Origin of the sequence: Prevotella sp. KH2C16 (assembly GCF_900113305.1) — a bacterium.
In the GTDB taxonomy this organism is placed as follows: domain Bacteria; phylum Bacteroidota; class Bacteroidia; order Bacteroidales; family Bacteroidaceae; genus Prevotella.
Window position 1 is genome coordinate 37,345 of the sequence record NZ_FOOW01000002.1, and the last position, 14,791, is coordinate 52,135.

A 14,791-nucleotide genomic window follows, 5' to 3' on the forward strand; every position below is an offset into this window, starting at 1 on the left:
AAACAAAGATTCTAAAAAAATGAAGATCAAGAATATCATAAAATCAACATTCATGGCAATGCCGGCATTCTTGTTGCTGGCATCCTGCCAGAGTGAGCCGGAAGTAGGGAGCACGCTCTATCCTACGAAAGGCGAAGACTACTCTCCCGTGGCCTATATTGACAACCGGGCTTATATACCGAAAAACTTCAAATCGACAACCTATATACAAAAAGGTTCTTCTGACGAATTGGAGATACCGGGCGACACGCTTTGTTTCAATGTTCAGCTTACGGCTGCTGCCGATAAAGATCTCACTTTCAATATCAAGGTGGATAACAGCAAGATTCCGGCTACTACTGCCGAAGGCCACAAGCCTTTTGATGCAAGTAGTTTCAAGATGGAAACAGCAACCGTTACGGTGAAGAAAGGAACCTTGCAAAGCCAGGAACCTTTCAAGATAGCTCTCAATGGTGAGTCAAAGGAGCTTCTTGCCTTGACTGATAGCGAAGCCGGTATCACGGCATTTACTATCGAAAGTCCTGATGGGGTGAAGATAAGCGACAAGTATAACACTTATTCCTGGGAGCTTAAGAAGGAAGTATACTGGATTAACCCGAATGGCATGATAGACAACCTTGCGCAGATAGAGACCTCGGTATATGATGTGAATTGCGGGGGCTATGGCAGGATAGGTCTGGAATTAAGCGACGGGGATAATAATACCTTTGCGAACTATCGGGTTTCTGACATTTCAAGTCAATTCATGAAAATTGAACTAAAGGATTTAGTCGATATAACGGCCATCCAACTGACTCCCTGCGGCCGTTTGTGGGGAGATGATCTGAGTCGGTTCTTCTCCAAGGAGATTGAGATTCTTGGTTCTATATCTGCTAAGTCTATGAACGATGTAAAGGCAGAGGAATTCAGCAGATTGGGCTTTGCTACTTGTCAGAATAAGCCGGGCGGCCCGGAAGATAAGTGGAATATCGTATTTTATGGTTCACAAAGAGTACGCCATATTTGGATTCACTTTGTTTCTTCTTTCAGCGAGGATCAAATACTCCTCAATGAGGTGCGCTTGTTCAAGTAGAATATAATATTTGTTATAGTTACTCCCGCTGATTCTGAGAATCAGCGGGAGTATTTTTTTCAAGAGACACTCTTCTTCGGGCCAAAGAACGGGGTTGTAGTAAAAGGCCGCTAAAAGGAAAGCTTTTAGCGGCCTTTTGCATCGCTTTTAGCGGTCTTTTACCTTCCTTTTAACGGCCTTTTACTTTTGCGGTTTATAATAATAAAGGGCAAGGAAAATCCCCCTTCTCCGTGAAGAGAAGAGGGATCTACCCTTTCCAAAGTAAAGTCTTTAGAAGGTTTGTCTTTCAATATGAGTCTTGTCGTTATACTTTGCGCCTTGTGGCATCAGCATACTTTATGTGCGCCTTGGCTGATTACGACATCGTAGACCTCTGGCTCATGCCCGTACTTGGCATTGAACTTCTCCTTGGCGTCGGCAATGAAACGGTCGTAGAGGTCGTCCTTTACCAAATTGATGGTGCAGCCGCCGAAGCCTCCGCCCATGATGCGGCTGCCGGTAACACCGTTCTCTTTGGCGATGTCATTCAGGAAATCGAGTTCCTCGCAGGATACCTCGTACTCCTTGCTCAGCCCCTCATGGGTTTCATACATCTTCTGGCCTACGGTCTCATAGTCGCCCTTCTCAAGGGCATCGCATACGGCCAGCACGCGGTCTTTCTCGCCTAACACGAAGTGGGCACGGGTGTAGTCCTCGACGGAAACTTCATCCTTGACGGCCTCAAGCTCATCCCAGTCGGCATCGCGAAGTGTCTCGAACTTCTTTGCGGGGAAGTGGGCGTTCAGCGCCTTGACAACATTCTCGCAGGAGTTGCGGCGGTCGTTATAGGGAGAGCCTACCAGTTCGTGCTTTACCTTGGAGTTGACGAGGACGAGCTTGTAGCCCTGCGGGTTGAAGGGGTAATACTCAAACTCACGGCTGCGGCAGTCGAGTCGCATGAGCTTGCCTTCCTCGCCGAATACGGACGCAAACTGGTCCATGATGCCGCAGTTGACGCCTACATACTTGTGCTCCGTAGCCTGACCGGCCAGAGCCATGTCCCACTTGGAGACCTTGTTATCGCCGAAGAGGTCGTTCAATGCATAAGCGAAGCAGCTCTCCAGTGCCGCGGACGAAGACATGCCCGCTCCGAGGGGCACATCGCCGTAGAAAGCGGCGTTGAAGCCTTTTACGGGAACGCCGAGAGCCTTCATTTCTTGTACGATGCCGTAGATGTAGCGAGCCCAGGAGGCACGCGGCCCGTCAGGGTCGTTCAGCTTGAACTCTACCTTGTCCTTCAGGTCGATGGCGTAGAGGATAACGGTCTCCAGTCCGTTCGGGCGGATTTCGGCCAGGATTCCCTTGTCTACTGCGCCGGGGAATACGAATCCGCCGTTGTAGTCGGTATGTTCGCCGATGAGGTTGATGCGGCCCGGAGCCATATAGATGTTGCCTGTCTTGCCGTCAAAGTGCTTGATGAAGCGGCTTCTTACTCTTTCTATATCCATGATATGGTTTTCTTTTAGGTTATATTTATTCAACGGGAATATCCTTGTTTACATTCTTGCAACCGATGACAGCGTAGAAGAACATGTAGGCCAGCGCAATCAACGGAACGAAATAGGATGCCATGTAGGTGGCCTTGTCGGCAATGAAACTCTGAAGCAACGGAAGCAATCCGCCACCTACTACCATCATCATGAAGATGCCGGATGCCGCTGCGGTATATTTGCCGAGCCCCTCAGTGGCAAGGTTGAAGATACTGGTCCACATGATGGAGGTGCAAAGGCCGCAGAGCACGAGCAGCAACGCTGCTATAGGCACCGTGACAGAGGCAAACGAAGTGCCGGTGAATACGGGCATGGCAACCGTAGACGATTTGCCGAGGAGTATCGCACAGAGCACGAGAATCATGCCCACGAAGGTGGCGATGGTCATGAGCTGCTTGCTGGAAACCTTGTTTGCGATGAACGAAGTGCAGAAACGACCCACCAGCATGAGGAACCAATAGGTGGCCGCCACGGAGCCCGCGATGGCAACGGCATTGCCCGTGAGGCCTGCGCCGGCATCGGTCTGGTCACTCAGATAGTAAATCAATGTTCCCGGAATACCGACCTCTACGCCCACATAGACGAAGATGGCGATGACGCCCAGCACGAAGTGTCGGAACGACCAGGGACTGTGCTCGAATACGGTGTCTTTTGTAACCTTTCCGATTTCTGGATCCTCAATCTTAATGAAGCTGAGGATGAGGAAGGCTGTGGCAAATACGGCCATGGCAATATAGAGAACAAGGTTCACATCTACCATCTTGGTGGAGGCTGTAACGGTACCAATCAATGCGCCCACGAAAAGAGGAGTCAATGTTCCTGACAAAGAGTTCAGCGTTCCGCCGATCATGTTCAGTTGGTTGCCACGGTTGCCGCCGCCGCCGATGAGGTTCAGCATCGGGTTCACAACGGTGTTCAGGATGCATACGCTGAAACCGGAGATGAAGGCACCGAGCAGGTAAACAACGAAACCTGTAACCTTGGCAGTTACAGGGTCGAAGAGGCCTGAGCAGAACTGAGTGAAGACGCCAATGAAGCCCACGGCGATACCAATCATTGCAGTCTTCTTGTAGCCAATCTTCGTCAGCAGCTTTCCTGCGGGTATACCCATGAAGAGATAGGCCAGGAAGTTCATGGCGTTGCCCAACATCCCTACGGTGTTGGCACTATCGCCGGCAAACTGGCTCTTCCAGATAATGCCGATAGGTGCAGCAAGATTGGTTACGAACGAAATCATTGCATAGAGGAACATCATCGTGATAATGGCAATGATGCTCGAGTTTTGTTTAGTCTGATTTTCCATTTTTGTGATATGTTTTATTTATGATTATTCTTCGGTTCCGAATTTGTATATGGTCTTCTGGCTGTAAGTCTGTCCCGGTTCCAAAACCACGGAGGGGAAGTAAGGGTGGTTAGGACTGTCAGGGAAATGCTGGCACTCGAAGCAGATGCCGCTGCGCCGTGGAAAGGTGGCTCCGTGCTGGCCCTTGTAGCCGTCGGCCCAGTTGTCTGAATAGACTTGAACTCCGGGCTCCGTGGTATAGACCTCCATAGTGCGGCCACTTACGGGTTCTGTTACTTTTGCGGCGAAGCTGAGCTCTCCTTCCTCTTTCTTGTTGAGCACAAAACAATGGTCGTAGCCTGCACCGTTCCTGATTTGTTCGTCGTCAGCATCAATGTCCTGTCCGAGAGGCTTCGGGGTACGGAAGTCGAACGGTGTGCCCTTTACGAAGCGAATCTCTCCGGTGGGGATACTGGTCTCGTCAATGGGAAGATAATAGTCTGCATTGACCTCGCAGACTAAGTTCTCGATGGTAGGAGTCGGACTGGCGATGCCCGATAGGGAGAAGAACCCATGGCTGGTGAGGTTGATGATGGTTTTCTTATTAGTTGTTGCCTGATATTTAATGATCAATTCGTTGTCATCGGTAAAAGTGTAGGCCACCCACGCGGTAACCTCGCCGGAAAAGCCTTCTTCGCCATAGGGGCTGACATATTTCAGCACGAGGGCTTGACCGCTCACCTGATTGGCATCCCACACCTTGGCATTGAAGCCCTGTTTGCCGCCATGCAGGCAGTTGGGACCGTTGTTTATGGGCAGATGATATTCTTTCCCGTGTAGCTGGAAGCGGCCTTTTGCTATGCGGTTGCCATAGCGTCCTATTAAAGTAGAGAGGTAAGGTTCTGGACTTTTGATAACATCCTGGATATTGTCATGGCCTTGGATTATATTGGCTGTCTTTCCATTCTTGTCGGGAACCATGATGGCTACGATAGCACCGCCGTAATTCGTAATCGCAATTTCGTTCCCTTGTTGGTTCTTGAGGATGTAGAGGTCAGTATTTTTGCCGTCAATTGTGGTCTGAAAGTCCTCTCTTTTCAGACCACACAGGTTTTCTGTTTCAACAGTGCTCATAATATTCAAAGTTTTTAGTTGTCTACTTTCTTGCAAAGTAACTTAAAAAAAATGAATATTACAAATTTATATCAAGAAAATATATCGGGCCTATCGTTAAAAACAATTAAATGTATGTGAGTAAATCGGCAACGATATAACTACTTCCACCGACAAAAATGAAGTCATCCAGCCCTGATTCACTCAACGCTTTACCATATGCTTTCATAACAGAAGGATAACTTTTGCCATGTAGACCATGCCGTTTCGCATTCTCGGCGACCCTCTTTGCCGGGATGGCACGCTTCGATGAGGCTTGTGTCCAGTAATAAACAGCCTCCTTCGGAAGGAGGCTCATCACGGTGTCGATGTCCTTGTCATCTACCATTCCGAAGACGATGCGCAGTGTCTTACAGGCCTGTGCCTTGATTTGGGGGGCAAGATATTGCCATCCGCCTACATTGTGGCCGGTATCGCAGACAACTTTCGGAGTCCTTTGCAGCATTTGCCAGCGTCCCGTAAGCCCCGTGAGTTCCGATACTTTGTCAAATCCTTTGCGGATTGAGGATATGTCATTGATTCCCAGATGTTTCAAAATGCATAGGATGGTATTGGTATTCTTCTCCTGGTAGAGGCCTCCGAGTTCGCCATGCAGTATGCCGAAGCTTCGGGTCTGATAGTCTCTACCGCCGCCAGCGTCTGTCTTGGAGGATATCACCTCCCGATTTCCTTCCGCGAAGTAGACAGGTGCGTTCTTTTCGGCAGCCTTCTGTAGGAATACGAGTCGCGTTTCTGGCGTGGTTTCTCCGATGACTACGGGAACACCCTCTTTGATGATTCCTGCCTTTTCTTCTGCAATCTTGGCCAGCGTGTCGCCGAGAAACTGCGTGTGGTCGAAGCTGATGTTCGTGATGACCGACAAGACAGGGGTGATGATGTTGGTGCAGTCCAGGCGGCCGCCGAGTCCTACCTCTATTACTGCAACATCCACCTCCTGTTCTGCGAAATACTTGAAGGCAAGAGCGGTGGTCAGTTCAAAGAAGGAAGGGTGGAGCGGCTCGAAAAACGGGCGTTCTACTTCCACGAATTTGACGACCTCTTCCTTTGATATCGTCTTCCCGTTGACGCGGATACGCTCACGGAAATCTACGAGGTGTGGCGAGGTGTACAGTCCGACTTTCAGCCCCTTTGCTTGCAGAATTGCAGCCAAGGTATGGGAGCAGGAGCCTTTTCCGTTGGTTCCCGCAATATGGATGGTTTGATATTGCCGATGTGGATGGCCGAAGTGTTCATCCATGGTCAGTGTATTCTGCAGACCCTCTTTATAAGCAGAAGCACCCACATGTTCGAAGACAGGGGTGCTATCGTATAGGTACTGTACGGTTTCCTCGTAAGTCATTTCTTAGTTGAAGTAGTTCTTGAATTTGCTGAAGATGGATTTCTTCGTCGCGAGGTCGCCGTTAAAGTTTTCGCTCTGACGAAATTTCTCGATAGCCTCCCGTTCTTCCCGGGTCAGCGTTTTGGGGACATAGACGCTGATGTTTACCACCAAGTCTCCTTTGCCCGAGCCATAGCCTTGTACTGCTGGGAGTCCTTTGCCGCGAAGTCGGAGGGTTTTTCCGGGCTGTGTCCCCGATTCAATCTTTATCTTGACTTTCGTTCCCTCGATGGTAGGAATCTCGACCTCGCCGCCCAGTGCTGCCGTCGGGAAATCGAGCAGCAGGCTATAGATGACATCCTGACCGTCGCGCACGAAGGTGTCGTTTTCTTCCTCCTCTATGTAGACTTGGATGTTTCCGTTAATTCCATTGTGTTGACCAGCATTTCCCTTGCCCGGCACATTTACCACCATGCCGTCGGCAACGCCGGCCGGAATCTGTATTTCCACCACTTCTTCTCCTTTCACGACGCCCGTTCCTCCGCATTCGTGGCATTTGTTCTTGATAACGGTGCCTTCACCATGGCAGGTGGGGCATTCCGTCTGCGTCTGCATCATGCCAAGCATGGTGCGCACGGTCTTTACTACGACTCCGCGTCCTCCACAGGTCGGACAGGTCTCGGAGCCGCTTCCAGTCTCGGCTCCGGAACCGTGGCAGTGCGAGCAGGTAATGTCCTTGTGCACCTTGAACTTCTTGGTAACGCCCGTGGCAATTTCCTGAAGGTTCAGACGAACTTTCAGTCGGAGGTCGGCTCCACGATACTGGGCATGCTGGCTACGGCTGTTTCCACCGAATCCGCCGAACCCTCCGAAGCCTGAATGGCCGCCGAAGATATCACCGAACATGGAGAAGATGTCGTCCATGTCGAAACTCTGACCTCCGAAGCCGCCGCTTCCGAAACCTCCGGGAGCATCGAATCCGAACTGATCATACTGCTGTCGTTTCTGTGGATCGTGCAGAACCTCGTAAGCCTCTGCTGCCTCTTTGAATTTCTCTTCCGCTTCCTTGTTGCCGGGGTTGCGGTCGGGATGGTATTTGATGGCTATCTTCCGATACGCCTTCTTGATTTCGTCTTCCGAAGCGCCTTTGCTGATGCCCAGCACCTCATAGTAATCTCTTTTCGCCATTATTGTCCTACTGCTACTTTTGCGTGCCTGATCACCTTGTCGTTGAGCATATATCCTGTCTGCACGCAGTCGACCACCTTTCCTTTCTTGTCATCGCCCATGCCGGGAACCATGGCAATGGCTTCGTGGTAGTCTACATCGAAGTCCTTGTCTTGGGCATCCATTTTCTTTAGCCCCATGCTTTCAAGGGCTTTCAGGAGTTTCTTGAAAATGAGTTCCCAGCCTTCTTCCACGGCCTCGATGCTTTCTGCCTTGTCGGCATTTGCCACGGCTCGTTCCATATCGTCGAGCACGGGCAGGATGGCCGTGATGGTTTTTTCGCCACCGTTCAGGATGAGTTCCGCCTTTTCCTTTAGCGTGCGCTTCTTGTAGTTTTCGAATTCTGCCACCGTGCGGAGCAGCTGATCTTTCAGCTTGGCATTCTCTTCCAGAGCCTTGGCAAGAGGGGCTTCCCCGGTTTCCGCCGCTTCTGCCTTTTTGTCAGCGGGAGCCTCTTCTTCGTTGCCGGTAGCCTGTGTTTCGGTTTCCACCTTTTCTATACTCTCTTCCTGCTCCCTGTTCTTGGGAGCGTTACAGTCTTCGATGTCTATCTTCTGTTCCTTTTTCGTCATGTCGATTCGTTCTTTTACTTGTTCTTTAGCAAAAACCGTGCCAGATGGAGGCTATTCTTCACCATACATTCCGGCCTTCTGTGTCTTGATGCTTTCATCGTGAATGTAGTCATCGTAGCTCATCAGCTTGTCGATGGTGCCCGACGGGGTCAGCTCGATGATGCGGTCGGCCACGGTTTCGATGAACTCATGGTCGTGCGAAGCAAAGAGAATGTTGCCCTTGAAGGTAATCAGATTGTTGTTGAAAGCCTGTATGGATTCTAGGTCGAGGTGGTTGGTAGGCGTGTCGAGAATCAGACAGTTGGCATTGTTGAGCTGCATCTTGGCAATCATGCAGCGCATCTTCTCGCCTCCTGAAAGTACATTCACCTTCTTCAGCACATCCTCTCCCGAGAAGAGCATGCGGCCGAGGTAGGCTTTCATTTGCACCTCGTTGCCCTTGCCGTACTGCGAGAGCCAGTCCACGAGGTTCATGTCGCTCTTGAAGAATTCCGTATTGTCGAGAGGCAGATAGGCCGTGGTGATGGTAACGCCCCACTTGAAGGAGCCCGCGTCGGGCTGCCGGTTGCCGTTGATAATCTCGAAGAGTGCCGTCATGGCCTTCGGGTTATGCGAGAGGAAAACTGTCTTCTGTCCCTTCTCGATGACGAAATTCACATTGTCGAAGAGCACGGTTCCGTCCGGCTCCACGGCCTTCAGTCCCTCCACTTCGAGTATTTGGTTGCCCGGTTCGCGTTCCATCTGAAATATGATGCCCGGGTATTTGCGGCTCGACGGGCGGATTTCCTCTATATTCAGCCTTTCCAGCATCTTTTTTCTCGATGTGGTCTGGCGGCTCTTTGCCACATTGGCGGAGAAGCGGCGGATGAACTCCTCCAGCTGCTTGCGCTTCTCCTCGGCCTTCATCTTCTGGTTCTGGGCCTGACGGAGGGCCAGCTGTGAACTCTCATACCAGAAGCTGTAGTTCCCAGAGAAAACGGTTACCTTGCCGAAGTCGATATCTATGGTCTGCGTGGAAACGGAGTCGAGGAAGTGGCGGTCGTGGCTTACCACGAGCACCGTTTGCCGCTCGTCTATTTCCGAGAGATAGTCTTCAAGCCACTCCACGGTGTCCAGGTCGAGGTCGTTGGTGGGCTCGTCGAGCAGCAGGTTCTCGGGTTTTCCGAAGAGAGCCTTTGCCAGCATCACACGCACCTTCTCGTTGTTGGAAAGCTCTGCCATCGTCTTCTGGTGCAGGTTTTCCTTGATGCCGAGATGCTGCAGGAGCTGTGCGGCGTCCGACTCGGCCTCCCATCCGTTCATCTCGGCAAACTTCAGTTCCAGTTCGGCGGCTCTGTTGCCGTCGTCCTCCGTCATTTCCGGCTTGGCATAGAGTCGCTCGCGCTCCTTCATGTTTTCCCAGAGAGGCTGGTGCCCCATAAGCACGGTATCCATCACGATGTACTCGTCGTATTTGAAATGGTCCTGTTCCAAGACGGAGAGGCGTTCTCCCGGTCCAAGCTCCACGGTGCCCTTGTTGGGTTCGAGGTCGCCGCTGATGGCGCGCAGCAGGGTCGACTTTCCTGCGCCGTTAGCCCCGATGACGCCGTAGATGTTGCCTGGTGTGAACTTTATATTTACATCCTTATAAAGGACTCGCTTGCCAAATTGGATAGCGAGATTGCTGAGTGTAATCATTTCTTGTACCTTATTTATTTTTGAAATCGGCTGCAAAGGTACGAAAAATAATTCAAATATCGGCAGGATACCTATACTTTATTCTAAATACTGCCGCGAAACAGAGAACCGATTCGGGTGGGGGCTTTCTCTGTGAATGGCTTTCTCAGTTTCAGGCCGACCTTACAACGGATGTCTTCCACGGATGCCCCTACGGAAAGAGTATAGTTGCCGGCGTCGGCTACCCAGGCTGCAAGGCTCTCGTCGTAAGACGCAAGGTCGCGGAGGTGGAGCGTCATGCTCACCTGTTGGCTCTCTCCGGGGTGCAGCAGGCGGGTCTTTGCGAAGGCCTTGAGTTCTCTGAGCGGCTTTGCGAGTCTGCCTTCGGGGGCCGTGGCATAGAGTTGCACGGCCTCTTTGCCTGCCACTTTACCGGTATTCTTGACTTTCACGGTTACGGTAATCTGGCTTCCCGACCTCTTCACCCGTGCGTCGGAATATTCGAAAGTGGTGTAGGAGAGTCCGTAGCCGAAGGGATACGCCACGGTTTTGTGCCGGGTGTTGAAATAGCGGTAGCCCACCCAGATGTCCTCGTCGTAGCGGGTGTATCCGAGGTTTTGTGTCTCAAGCACCTTCTTGCCGGGACGGAGCAGCTCGTCCCAGGAGAACACATAGTGCAGCGGGAAGTTCTTGGCCGAGGGCAGGTCGAAGTAGTCGTTGGCAAGGGTCATTGTCAGTTTGCCCGACGGAGAGGCTTTCCCGGTGAGCACTTCGGCAATGGCGTTGCCGCCTTCCTGTCCCGGCTGCCAGGCCAGGAGTATTCCGTCTGCCTTGTCTTTCCAGCTCGCCACATCGATGGCACCGCCGGTGTTTAGCACCACGACAACCTGCTTGCCCCGCCTGTGGAAGCTCCGGCTCACGCTCTCGATGAGTTCCAGCTCGCGGTCGGTGAGCAGGTAGTCGCCTTTCCGGTAGTCGCGGTCTTCGCCTTCGCCGCCGTTTCTCGACAGGGTGATGATGGCTTTTGAGCAGTCTTTGGCCCGACGGTCGATGAAATCAGGCTCCATATAGGGCTCGGTGGGTTTCTTGAAGCCGAAGAACCAGTTCTTCCAAGTCTTCTCATTAATTTCGTCGAGCTGCACATTGCAGGCTTTGAGGTATTCGGAATAGAACATGTCGAGCGTGGGCTGCGTGGCTATGCCCAGTTTTTTCAGGCCGTGAGGAAGGTCTACGGTGTAAGCCTTGTTGACTTCGGCCGACCCTAAGCCGTTGGCGAAATAGTTGTAGTTTCCGATGCCGAAGAGGGCAATGGTGTCCTGAGGCTGTAGCGGAAGCGCGGTCCCCTCATTCTTCAGCAGCACCATGCCCTCAATGGCAGCTTCCTTGGCCAGCCGGGCGTGCGCCTTTAGGTCGGGGGCGGCATTTCCCTTCAACCCCTTTTGCGACCTTGTCTTCAGGATATAGCCGAGCATGCGGCCTACGCTGCGGTCTACATTCTCGATGGCGAGCGTGCCGTTCTTCACTCCCTCGACGATGTCCTGCACTTGTTTCGGGTTGCCGCCCATGAGGAGGTCGTTTCCGGCATGAATCTGCTTTACGGTCTCACGGGGCTCTCCCCAGTCGGTCATGACGATTCCGTCGAACTTCCACTCATCCCGGAGCAGCTGCGTGAGCAGGGGGGCGGAATACTGGGTGGGCGTTCCGTTCAGTTGATTATACGACGACATCACCGCCCATGGACGGCTTTCCCTGATGGCAATCTCGAAGTTGCGCAGGTAGATTTCGCGCAGGGCACGCTGTGAGACGCGGCTGTCGTTGAACATGCGCATGGTTTGCTGGTTGTTGCAGGCAAAATGCTTGACGGTGGCTCCCACGCCCAGGCTCTGGATTCCGTTTACATATGCCGCTGCCATCTTGCCTGACAGGAGCGGGTCTTCTGAGTAGTATTCGAAGTTGCGGCCGCAGAGCGGGTTGCGTTGGATGTTGAGGCTCGGTGCCAGAATCACATCCGTGCCATAGGCAACCATCTCTTCGGCAATGGCGTGAGCCACCTCAGTCATCAGCTCGGTGTTCCAGCTGGAAGCCATCAGGGTTGAGATGGGAAATCCGGTGGCGAAGTATTTCCTGTCGCTGCCTTGCCTGACGGAGTCGATGTGCAGCCCTGTGGCTCCGTCGTTAAGGATGGTGGTGGCGGCTCCGAACCGCGGCAGACGGGCCGTGGCCCCTGCGCTGGTGGCCATGAAGGCAAACTTTCGGTCGTCGTTGCTGCCTACGAGCAGCTGCGCTTTCTCCTCAAGCGTCATGGCGGCCACTATCTCTTTGACAGGCGCCTTGCCCAGTTGGGGCAGTTTGGGATTCTGTGCATTGGCACCCATGCATGCCACCGCCAAGGCAAGCAGTATGAAAAATTGTTTCATGTCGTATTTTTAATGATATTGAGGGCAAAGATACGAATTATTTTAAAAAGTGCAAAACAGGAATGGGAAAATGGAGCTGTGTCCTGTGGAATTTACTTGCGAATCTGCAACTAAAATCTGCGAATTGTTAAAACAAGGGCTTCCAAAACGGGCCACGGAATCCACGGAGTGGGCTCTGGCGGTAAAACAGGCTTGAATTTCAGGTTTTGTAATGGTTTGAAAACCAATAGCTTAATTGCATACAGATGAATCTTTTCATTGAAATGACGGATTTTTCAGGATTAAAAGGTCGTTTCCGGACTTCCTTTTAGCGGCAAACAGCTTGACAGATAGCCGCTTCCGACCTTGCAAAAGGCCGTTAAAAGCCCTGCAAAAGGCCGCTTCCTGGTTTCCCGGGAGCCGTTTCGGGGCTTTCCGTCCGCCAAAAGCAGGTTTCCGAATGCTGGTTTGCATTTTTCCAGAACACTTTTTCTTGTTTCCCGTTAAGTTAAAAATGTTAAGAAGAAAACTGCCTGCATATTCTAAAGTTTGTTGCAAAAGAGGGTGTTTTCAGAAATATAATGTACCTTTGCAGCAAAAATCGATTGCCATGAAGAGAAACCTATGGTTGCTGTGCACCTTGTTCTGGGTCCTCGGGCTGCACGCCCAGCAACTCACGCTGATGAGCTACAACATCCGTCATTGCGAGGGAATGGATGAGAAGACAGACTATGGTCGCACGGCCAGAGTTATCAGTAATTGTGCCCCTGATGTAGTGGCCCTGCAGGAGGTGGACAGTGCCACGCGGCGTTCAGGAGGTCGCTATGTGCTTCAGGAACTGGCTGACCGCACGGGCATGAAGGCCGTCTTTGCGCCGGCCATCCGCTTTGACGGAGGCAAATATGGTGTGGGCATTCTTTCGAGAGAGGCCCCCTGCGCCGTTTCCATGCATCCGTTGCCGGGAACGGAAGAGCCCCGCGTGCTGCTGCGTGCTGATTTCAAGGACTATGTGGTCTGCTGTGTCCACCTCTCGCTGACGGATGCCGACCGGCGGGCTTCGCTCCGAATAATCCAGGAAGCTGTGGGCGATGTGAGCGACAAGCCCATATTCGTGCTCGGCGACTTGAATGAAAGCCCCACGGAGGGCTTCCGCAAGGAGCTGGCCGAGGGCTTCCGCATCCTCTCGGCCACGGACAGCAAGACCTTTCCTGCCGATGTTCCCACGGAGACGCTCGACTATGTGCTGCAGGGGCGGCAGTTCCGGAAGGTGAAGGTTCAGGAGCGCGGCGTTGCCATAGAGCCCGTTGCCAGCGACCACAGGCCTGTCTTCGTAACCTGCAAGTGGAAGAAACGGAAGAAAGAATGAAATTCCGGGTAAAGTTCCGAGTTTTCCTGGATTTTATGTACCTTTGCCGGCGAGATGATAAAAAATAACGATAACGGAAAACAAGGAGACTACGACCGCTTCGTCGTAGCCGAGGACCGTCCCCTTCTGGAATGGCTTCTCGAGAACCTGAAAGGGGAGAGCAAGTCGAAGATAAAGGCTACTCTCAAGGGGCGGGGCATCCTCGTGAACGGCAAGAAGATAACGCAGTTTGACCATCCTCTGAAAAAAGGCGACAAACTGAGCGTCAGCCGCTCGAAGAAAAACAACGAGAAGTTTCACAGCCGTTATCTGAAGCTTGTCTACGAAGACCGTTATTTGGTGGTCGTAGAGAAGAATGTGGGCATCTTGAGCATGGCGGCAGGGCATAGTTCGCTGAATGTGAAGTCCATCCTTGACGACTATTTCCGTCGTACGAGGCAGAAGTGTACGGCGCATGTGGTGCACCGCCTAGACCGTGATACCTCCGGGCTGATGATCTATGCCAAGGACATGGAGACCGAACAGCTGCTCGAAAGCAACTGGCACGACATCGTCTACGACCGCCGCTATGTGGCCGTGGTCTCAGGCGAGATGGAGGACGACGAGGGCACAATAGCCAACTGGCTGAAGGATAACAGGGCCTACATCACCTTCTCATCGCCGGTGGACAACGGAGGAAAGTATGCTGTTACCCACTTTCATGTCCTCAACCGCACCACGGAGCACTCCCTGGTGGAATACAAGCTGGAAACGGGGCGCAAAAACCAGATTCGCGTGCACAGCGCCGACATGGGGCATCCCGTATGCGGAGATGTCAAATACGGCAATGGCGACGACCCCGCAGGACGGCTCTGCCTACATGCCTATCTGCTCTGCTTCGTGCATCCCGTAACCCATCAGCGCATGGAATTTGAAACGCCGATACCATCCGCATTCAGAAAACTATTCAAATAAACCGTTATGGAACATAATTTTATCTATTACATCTTTGTGCTCCTCGCAGTCGTGGTGGGCTTTATCGTAGTGAAGAAGATTGCCAGCTGTCTCATCAAGACCCTTATCCTGATGTTGCTCGTGGGAGCGTTGTTGTTTATTTATTTCAACTACTTCCAATAAAAATGTTTATTTTTTTGAGGAAAAAGTTTGTTTTTCAAACTAATTACTATATATTTGTCCGGTGAATTAAAAAAAAACAAGCGA

The 14,791-nt window shown here is 51.9% G+C and carries 12 protein-coding genes; 4 read left to right on the forward strand and 8 right to left on the reverse strand.

Features of this window, described 5'->3' with window-relative positions; all coding sequences use genetic code 11:
• Positions 1-19: 19 nt before the first annotated feature.
• Complete coding sequence (locus BM114_RS01805; RefSeq protein WP_092109790.1) at positions 20-1,072, forward strand: DUF1735 domain-containing protein; 1,053 nt, start codon at positions 20-22, stop codon at positions 1,070-1,072.
• A 326-nt stretch (positions 1,073-1,398) separates the two neighbouring features.
• Here BM114_RS01805 and galK read toward each other — a convergent pair whose 3' ends face one another.
• From galK to BM114_RS01845, 8 genes are all read right to left on the reverse strand, one after another.
• On the reverse strand, positions 1,399-2,559 hold the full coding sequence (gene galK, locus BM114_RS01810) for a galactokinase (RefSeq protein ID WP_092110166.1): 1,161 nt from the start codon (positions 2,557-2,559) through the stop codon (positions 1,399-1,401).
• Positions 2,560-2,584: 25 nt separating this feature from the next.
• Positions 2,585-3,904: an MFS transporter gene (locus tag BM114_RS01815; protein WP_092109792.1), complete on the reverse strand. Its 1,320-nt coding sequence runs from the start codon at positions 3,902-3,904 to the stop codon at positions 2,585-2,587.
• Between the two features lie 24 nt (positions 3,905-3,928).
• Positions 3,929-5,017, reverse strand: a complete 1,089-nt coding sequence (locus BM114_RS01820) for an aldose epimerase family protein (protein ID WP_369808391.1) — start codon at positions 5,015-5,017, stop codon at positions 3,929-3,931.
• Positions 5,018-5,123: 106 nt separating this feature from the next.
• On the reverse strand, positions 5,124-6,395 hold the full coding sequence (locus BM114_RS01825) for a bifunctional folylpolyglutamate synthase/dihydrofolate synthase (protein WP_092109793.1): 1,272 nt from the start codon (positions 6,393-6,395) through the stop codon (positions 5,124-5,126).
• 3 nt (positions 6,396-6,398) lie between these two features.
• Positions 6,399-7,562, reverse strand: a complete 1,164-nt coding sequence (dnaJ, locus tag BM114_RS01830) for a molecular chaperone DnaJ (protein ID WP_177207018.1) — start codon at positions 7,560-7,562, stop codon at positions 6,399-6,401.
• The gene (locus BM114_RS01835; RefSeq protein ID WP_092109797.1) at positions 7,562-8,173 is read right to left on the reverse strand and encodes a nucleotide exchange factor GrpE; all 612 of its coding nucleotides are present in this window, start codon (positions 8,171-8,173) and stop codon (positions 7,562-7,564) included. The genes dnaJ and BM114_RS01835 overlap by 1 nt, the downstream gene beginning before the upstream one ends.
• Positions 8,174-8,224: 51 nt before the next feature.
• On the reverse strand, positions 8,225-9,850 hold the full coding sequence (locus tag BM114_RS01840; protein WP_092109799.1) for an ABC-F family ATP-binding cassette domain-containing protein: 1,626 nt from the start codon (positions 9,848-9,850) through the stop codon (positions 8,225-8,227).
• An 83-nt stretch (positions 9,851-9,933) separates the two neighbouring features.
• A complete protein-coding gene (locus BM114_RS01845) occupies positions 9,934-12,246 on the reverse strand; it encodes a beta-glucosidase (RefSeq protein ID WP_092109801.1) in 2,313 nt (770 codons plus the stop codon).
• A 589-nt stretch (positions 12,247-12,835) separates the two neighbouring features.
• Here BM114_RS01845 and BM114_RS01855 point away from each other — a divergent pair.
• Genes BM114_RS01855 through BM114_RS14240 form a run of 3 tightly spaced genes read left to right on the forward strand, consistent with a single transcriptional unit; the run spans position 12,836 to position 14,707 of the window.
• On the forward strand, positions 12,836-13,591 hold the full coding sequence (locus BM114_RS01855; protein ID WP_092109806.1) for an endonuclease/exonuclease/phosphatase family protein: 756 nt from the start codon (positions 12,836-12,838) through the stop codon (positions 13,589-13,591).
• A gap of 54 nt (positions 13,592-13,645) precedes the next feature.
• Positions 13,646-14,545, forward strand: a complete 900-nt coding sequence (locus tag BM114_RS01860; protein ID WP_092109808.1) for an RluA family pseudouridine synthase — start codon at positions 13,646-13,648, stop codon at positions 14,543-14,545.
• 6 nt (positions 14,546-14,551) lie between these two features.
• Complete coding sequence (locus tag BM114_RS14240; protein ID WP_177207019.1) at positions 14,552-14,707, forward strand: hypothetical protein; 156 nt, start codon at positions 14,552-14,554, stop codon at positions 14,705-14,707.
• Positions 14,708-14,791: the final 84 nt, after the last annotated feature.

Bases quoted from the DNA above. Each gene is read 5' to 3' on its own strand.
- BM114_RS01805 (WP_092109790.1), top strand. From the start codon at position 20: ATGAAGATCAAGAATATCATAAAATCAACATTCATGGCAATGCCGGCA.
- galK (WP_092110166.1), bottom strand. From the start codon at position 2,559: ATGGATATAGAAAGAGTAAGAAGCCGCTTCATCAAGCACTTTGACGGC.
- BM114_RS01815 (WP_092109792.1), bottom strand. From the start codon at position 3,904: ATGGAAAATCAGACTAAACAAAACTCGAGCATCATTGCCATTATCACG.
- BM114_RS01820 (WP_369808391.1), bottom strand. From the start codon at position 5,017: ATGAGCACTGTTGAAACAGAAAACCTGTGTGGTCTGAAAAGAGAGGAC.
- BM114_RS01825 (WP_092109793.1), bottom strand. From the start codon at position 6,395: ATGACTTACGAGGAAACCGTACAGTACCTATACGATAGCACCCCTGTC.
- dnaJ (WP_177207018.1), bottom strand. From the start codon at position 7,562: ATGGCGAAAAGAGATTACTATGAGGTGCTGGGCATCAGCAAAGGCGCT.
- BM114_RS01835 (WP_092109797.1), bottom strand. From the start codon at position 8,173: ATGACGAAAAAGGAACAGAAGATAGACATCGAAGACTGTAACGCTCCC.
- BM114_RS01840 (WP_092109799.1), bottom strand. From the start codon at position 9,850: ATGATTACACTCAGCAATCTCGCTATCCAATTTGGCAAGCGAGTCCTT.
- BM114_RS01845 (WP_092109801.1), bottom strand. From the start codon at position 12,246: ATGAAACAATTTTTCATACTGCTTGCCTTGGCGGTGGCATGCATGGGT.
- BM114_RS01855 (WP_092109806.1), top strand. From the start codon at position 12,836: ATGAAGAGAAACCTATGGTTGCTGTGCACCTTGTTCTGGGTCCTCGGG.
- BM114_RS01860 (WP_092109808.1), top strand. From the start codon at position 13,646: ATGATAAAAAATAACGATAACGGAAAACAAGGAGACTACGACCGCTTC.
- BM114_RS14240 (WP_177207019.1), top strand. From the start codon at position 14,552: ATGGAACATAATTTTATCTATTACATCTTTGTGCTCCTCGCAGTCGTG.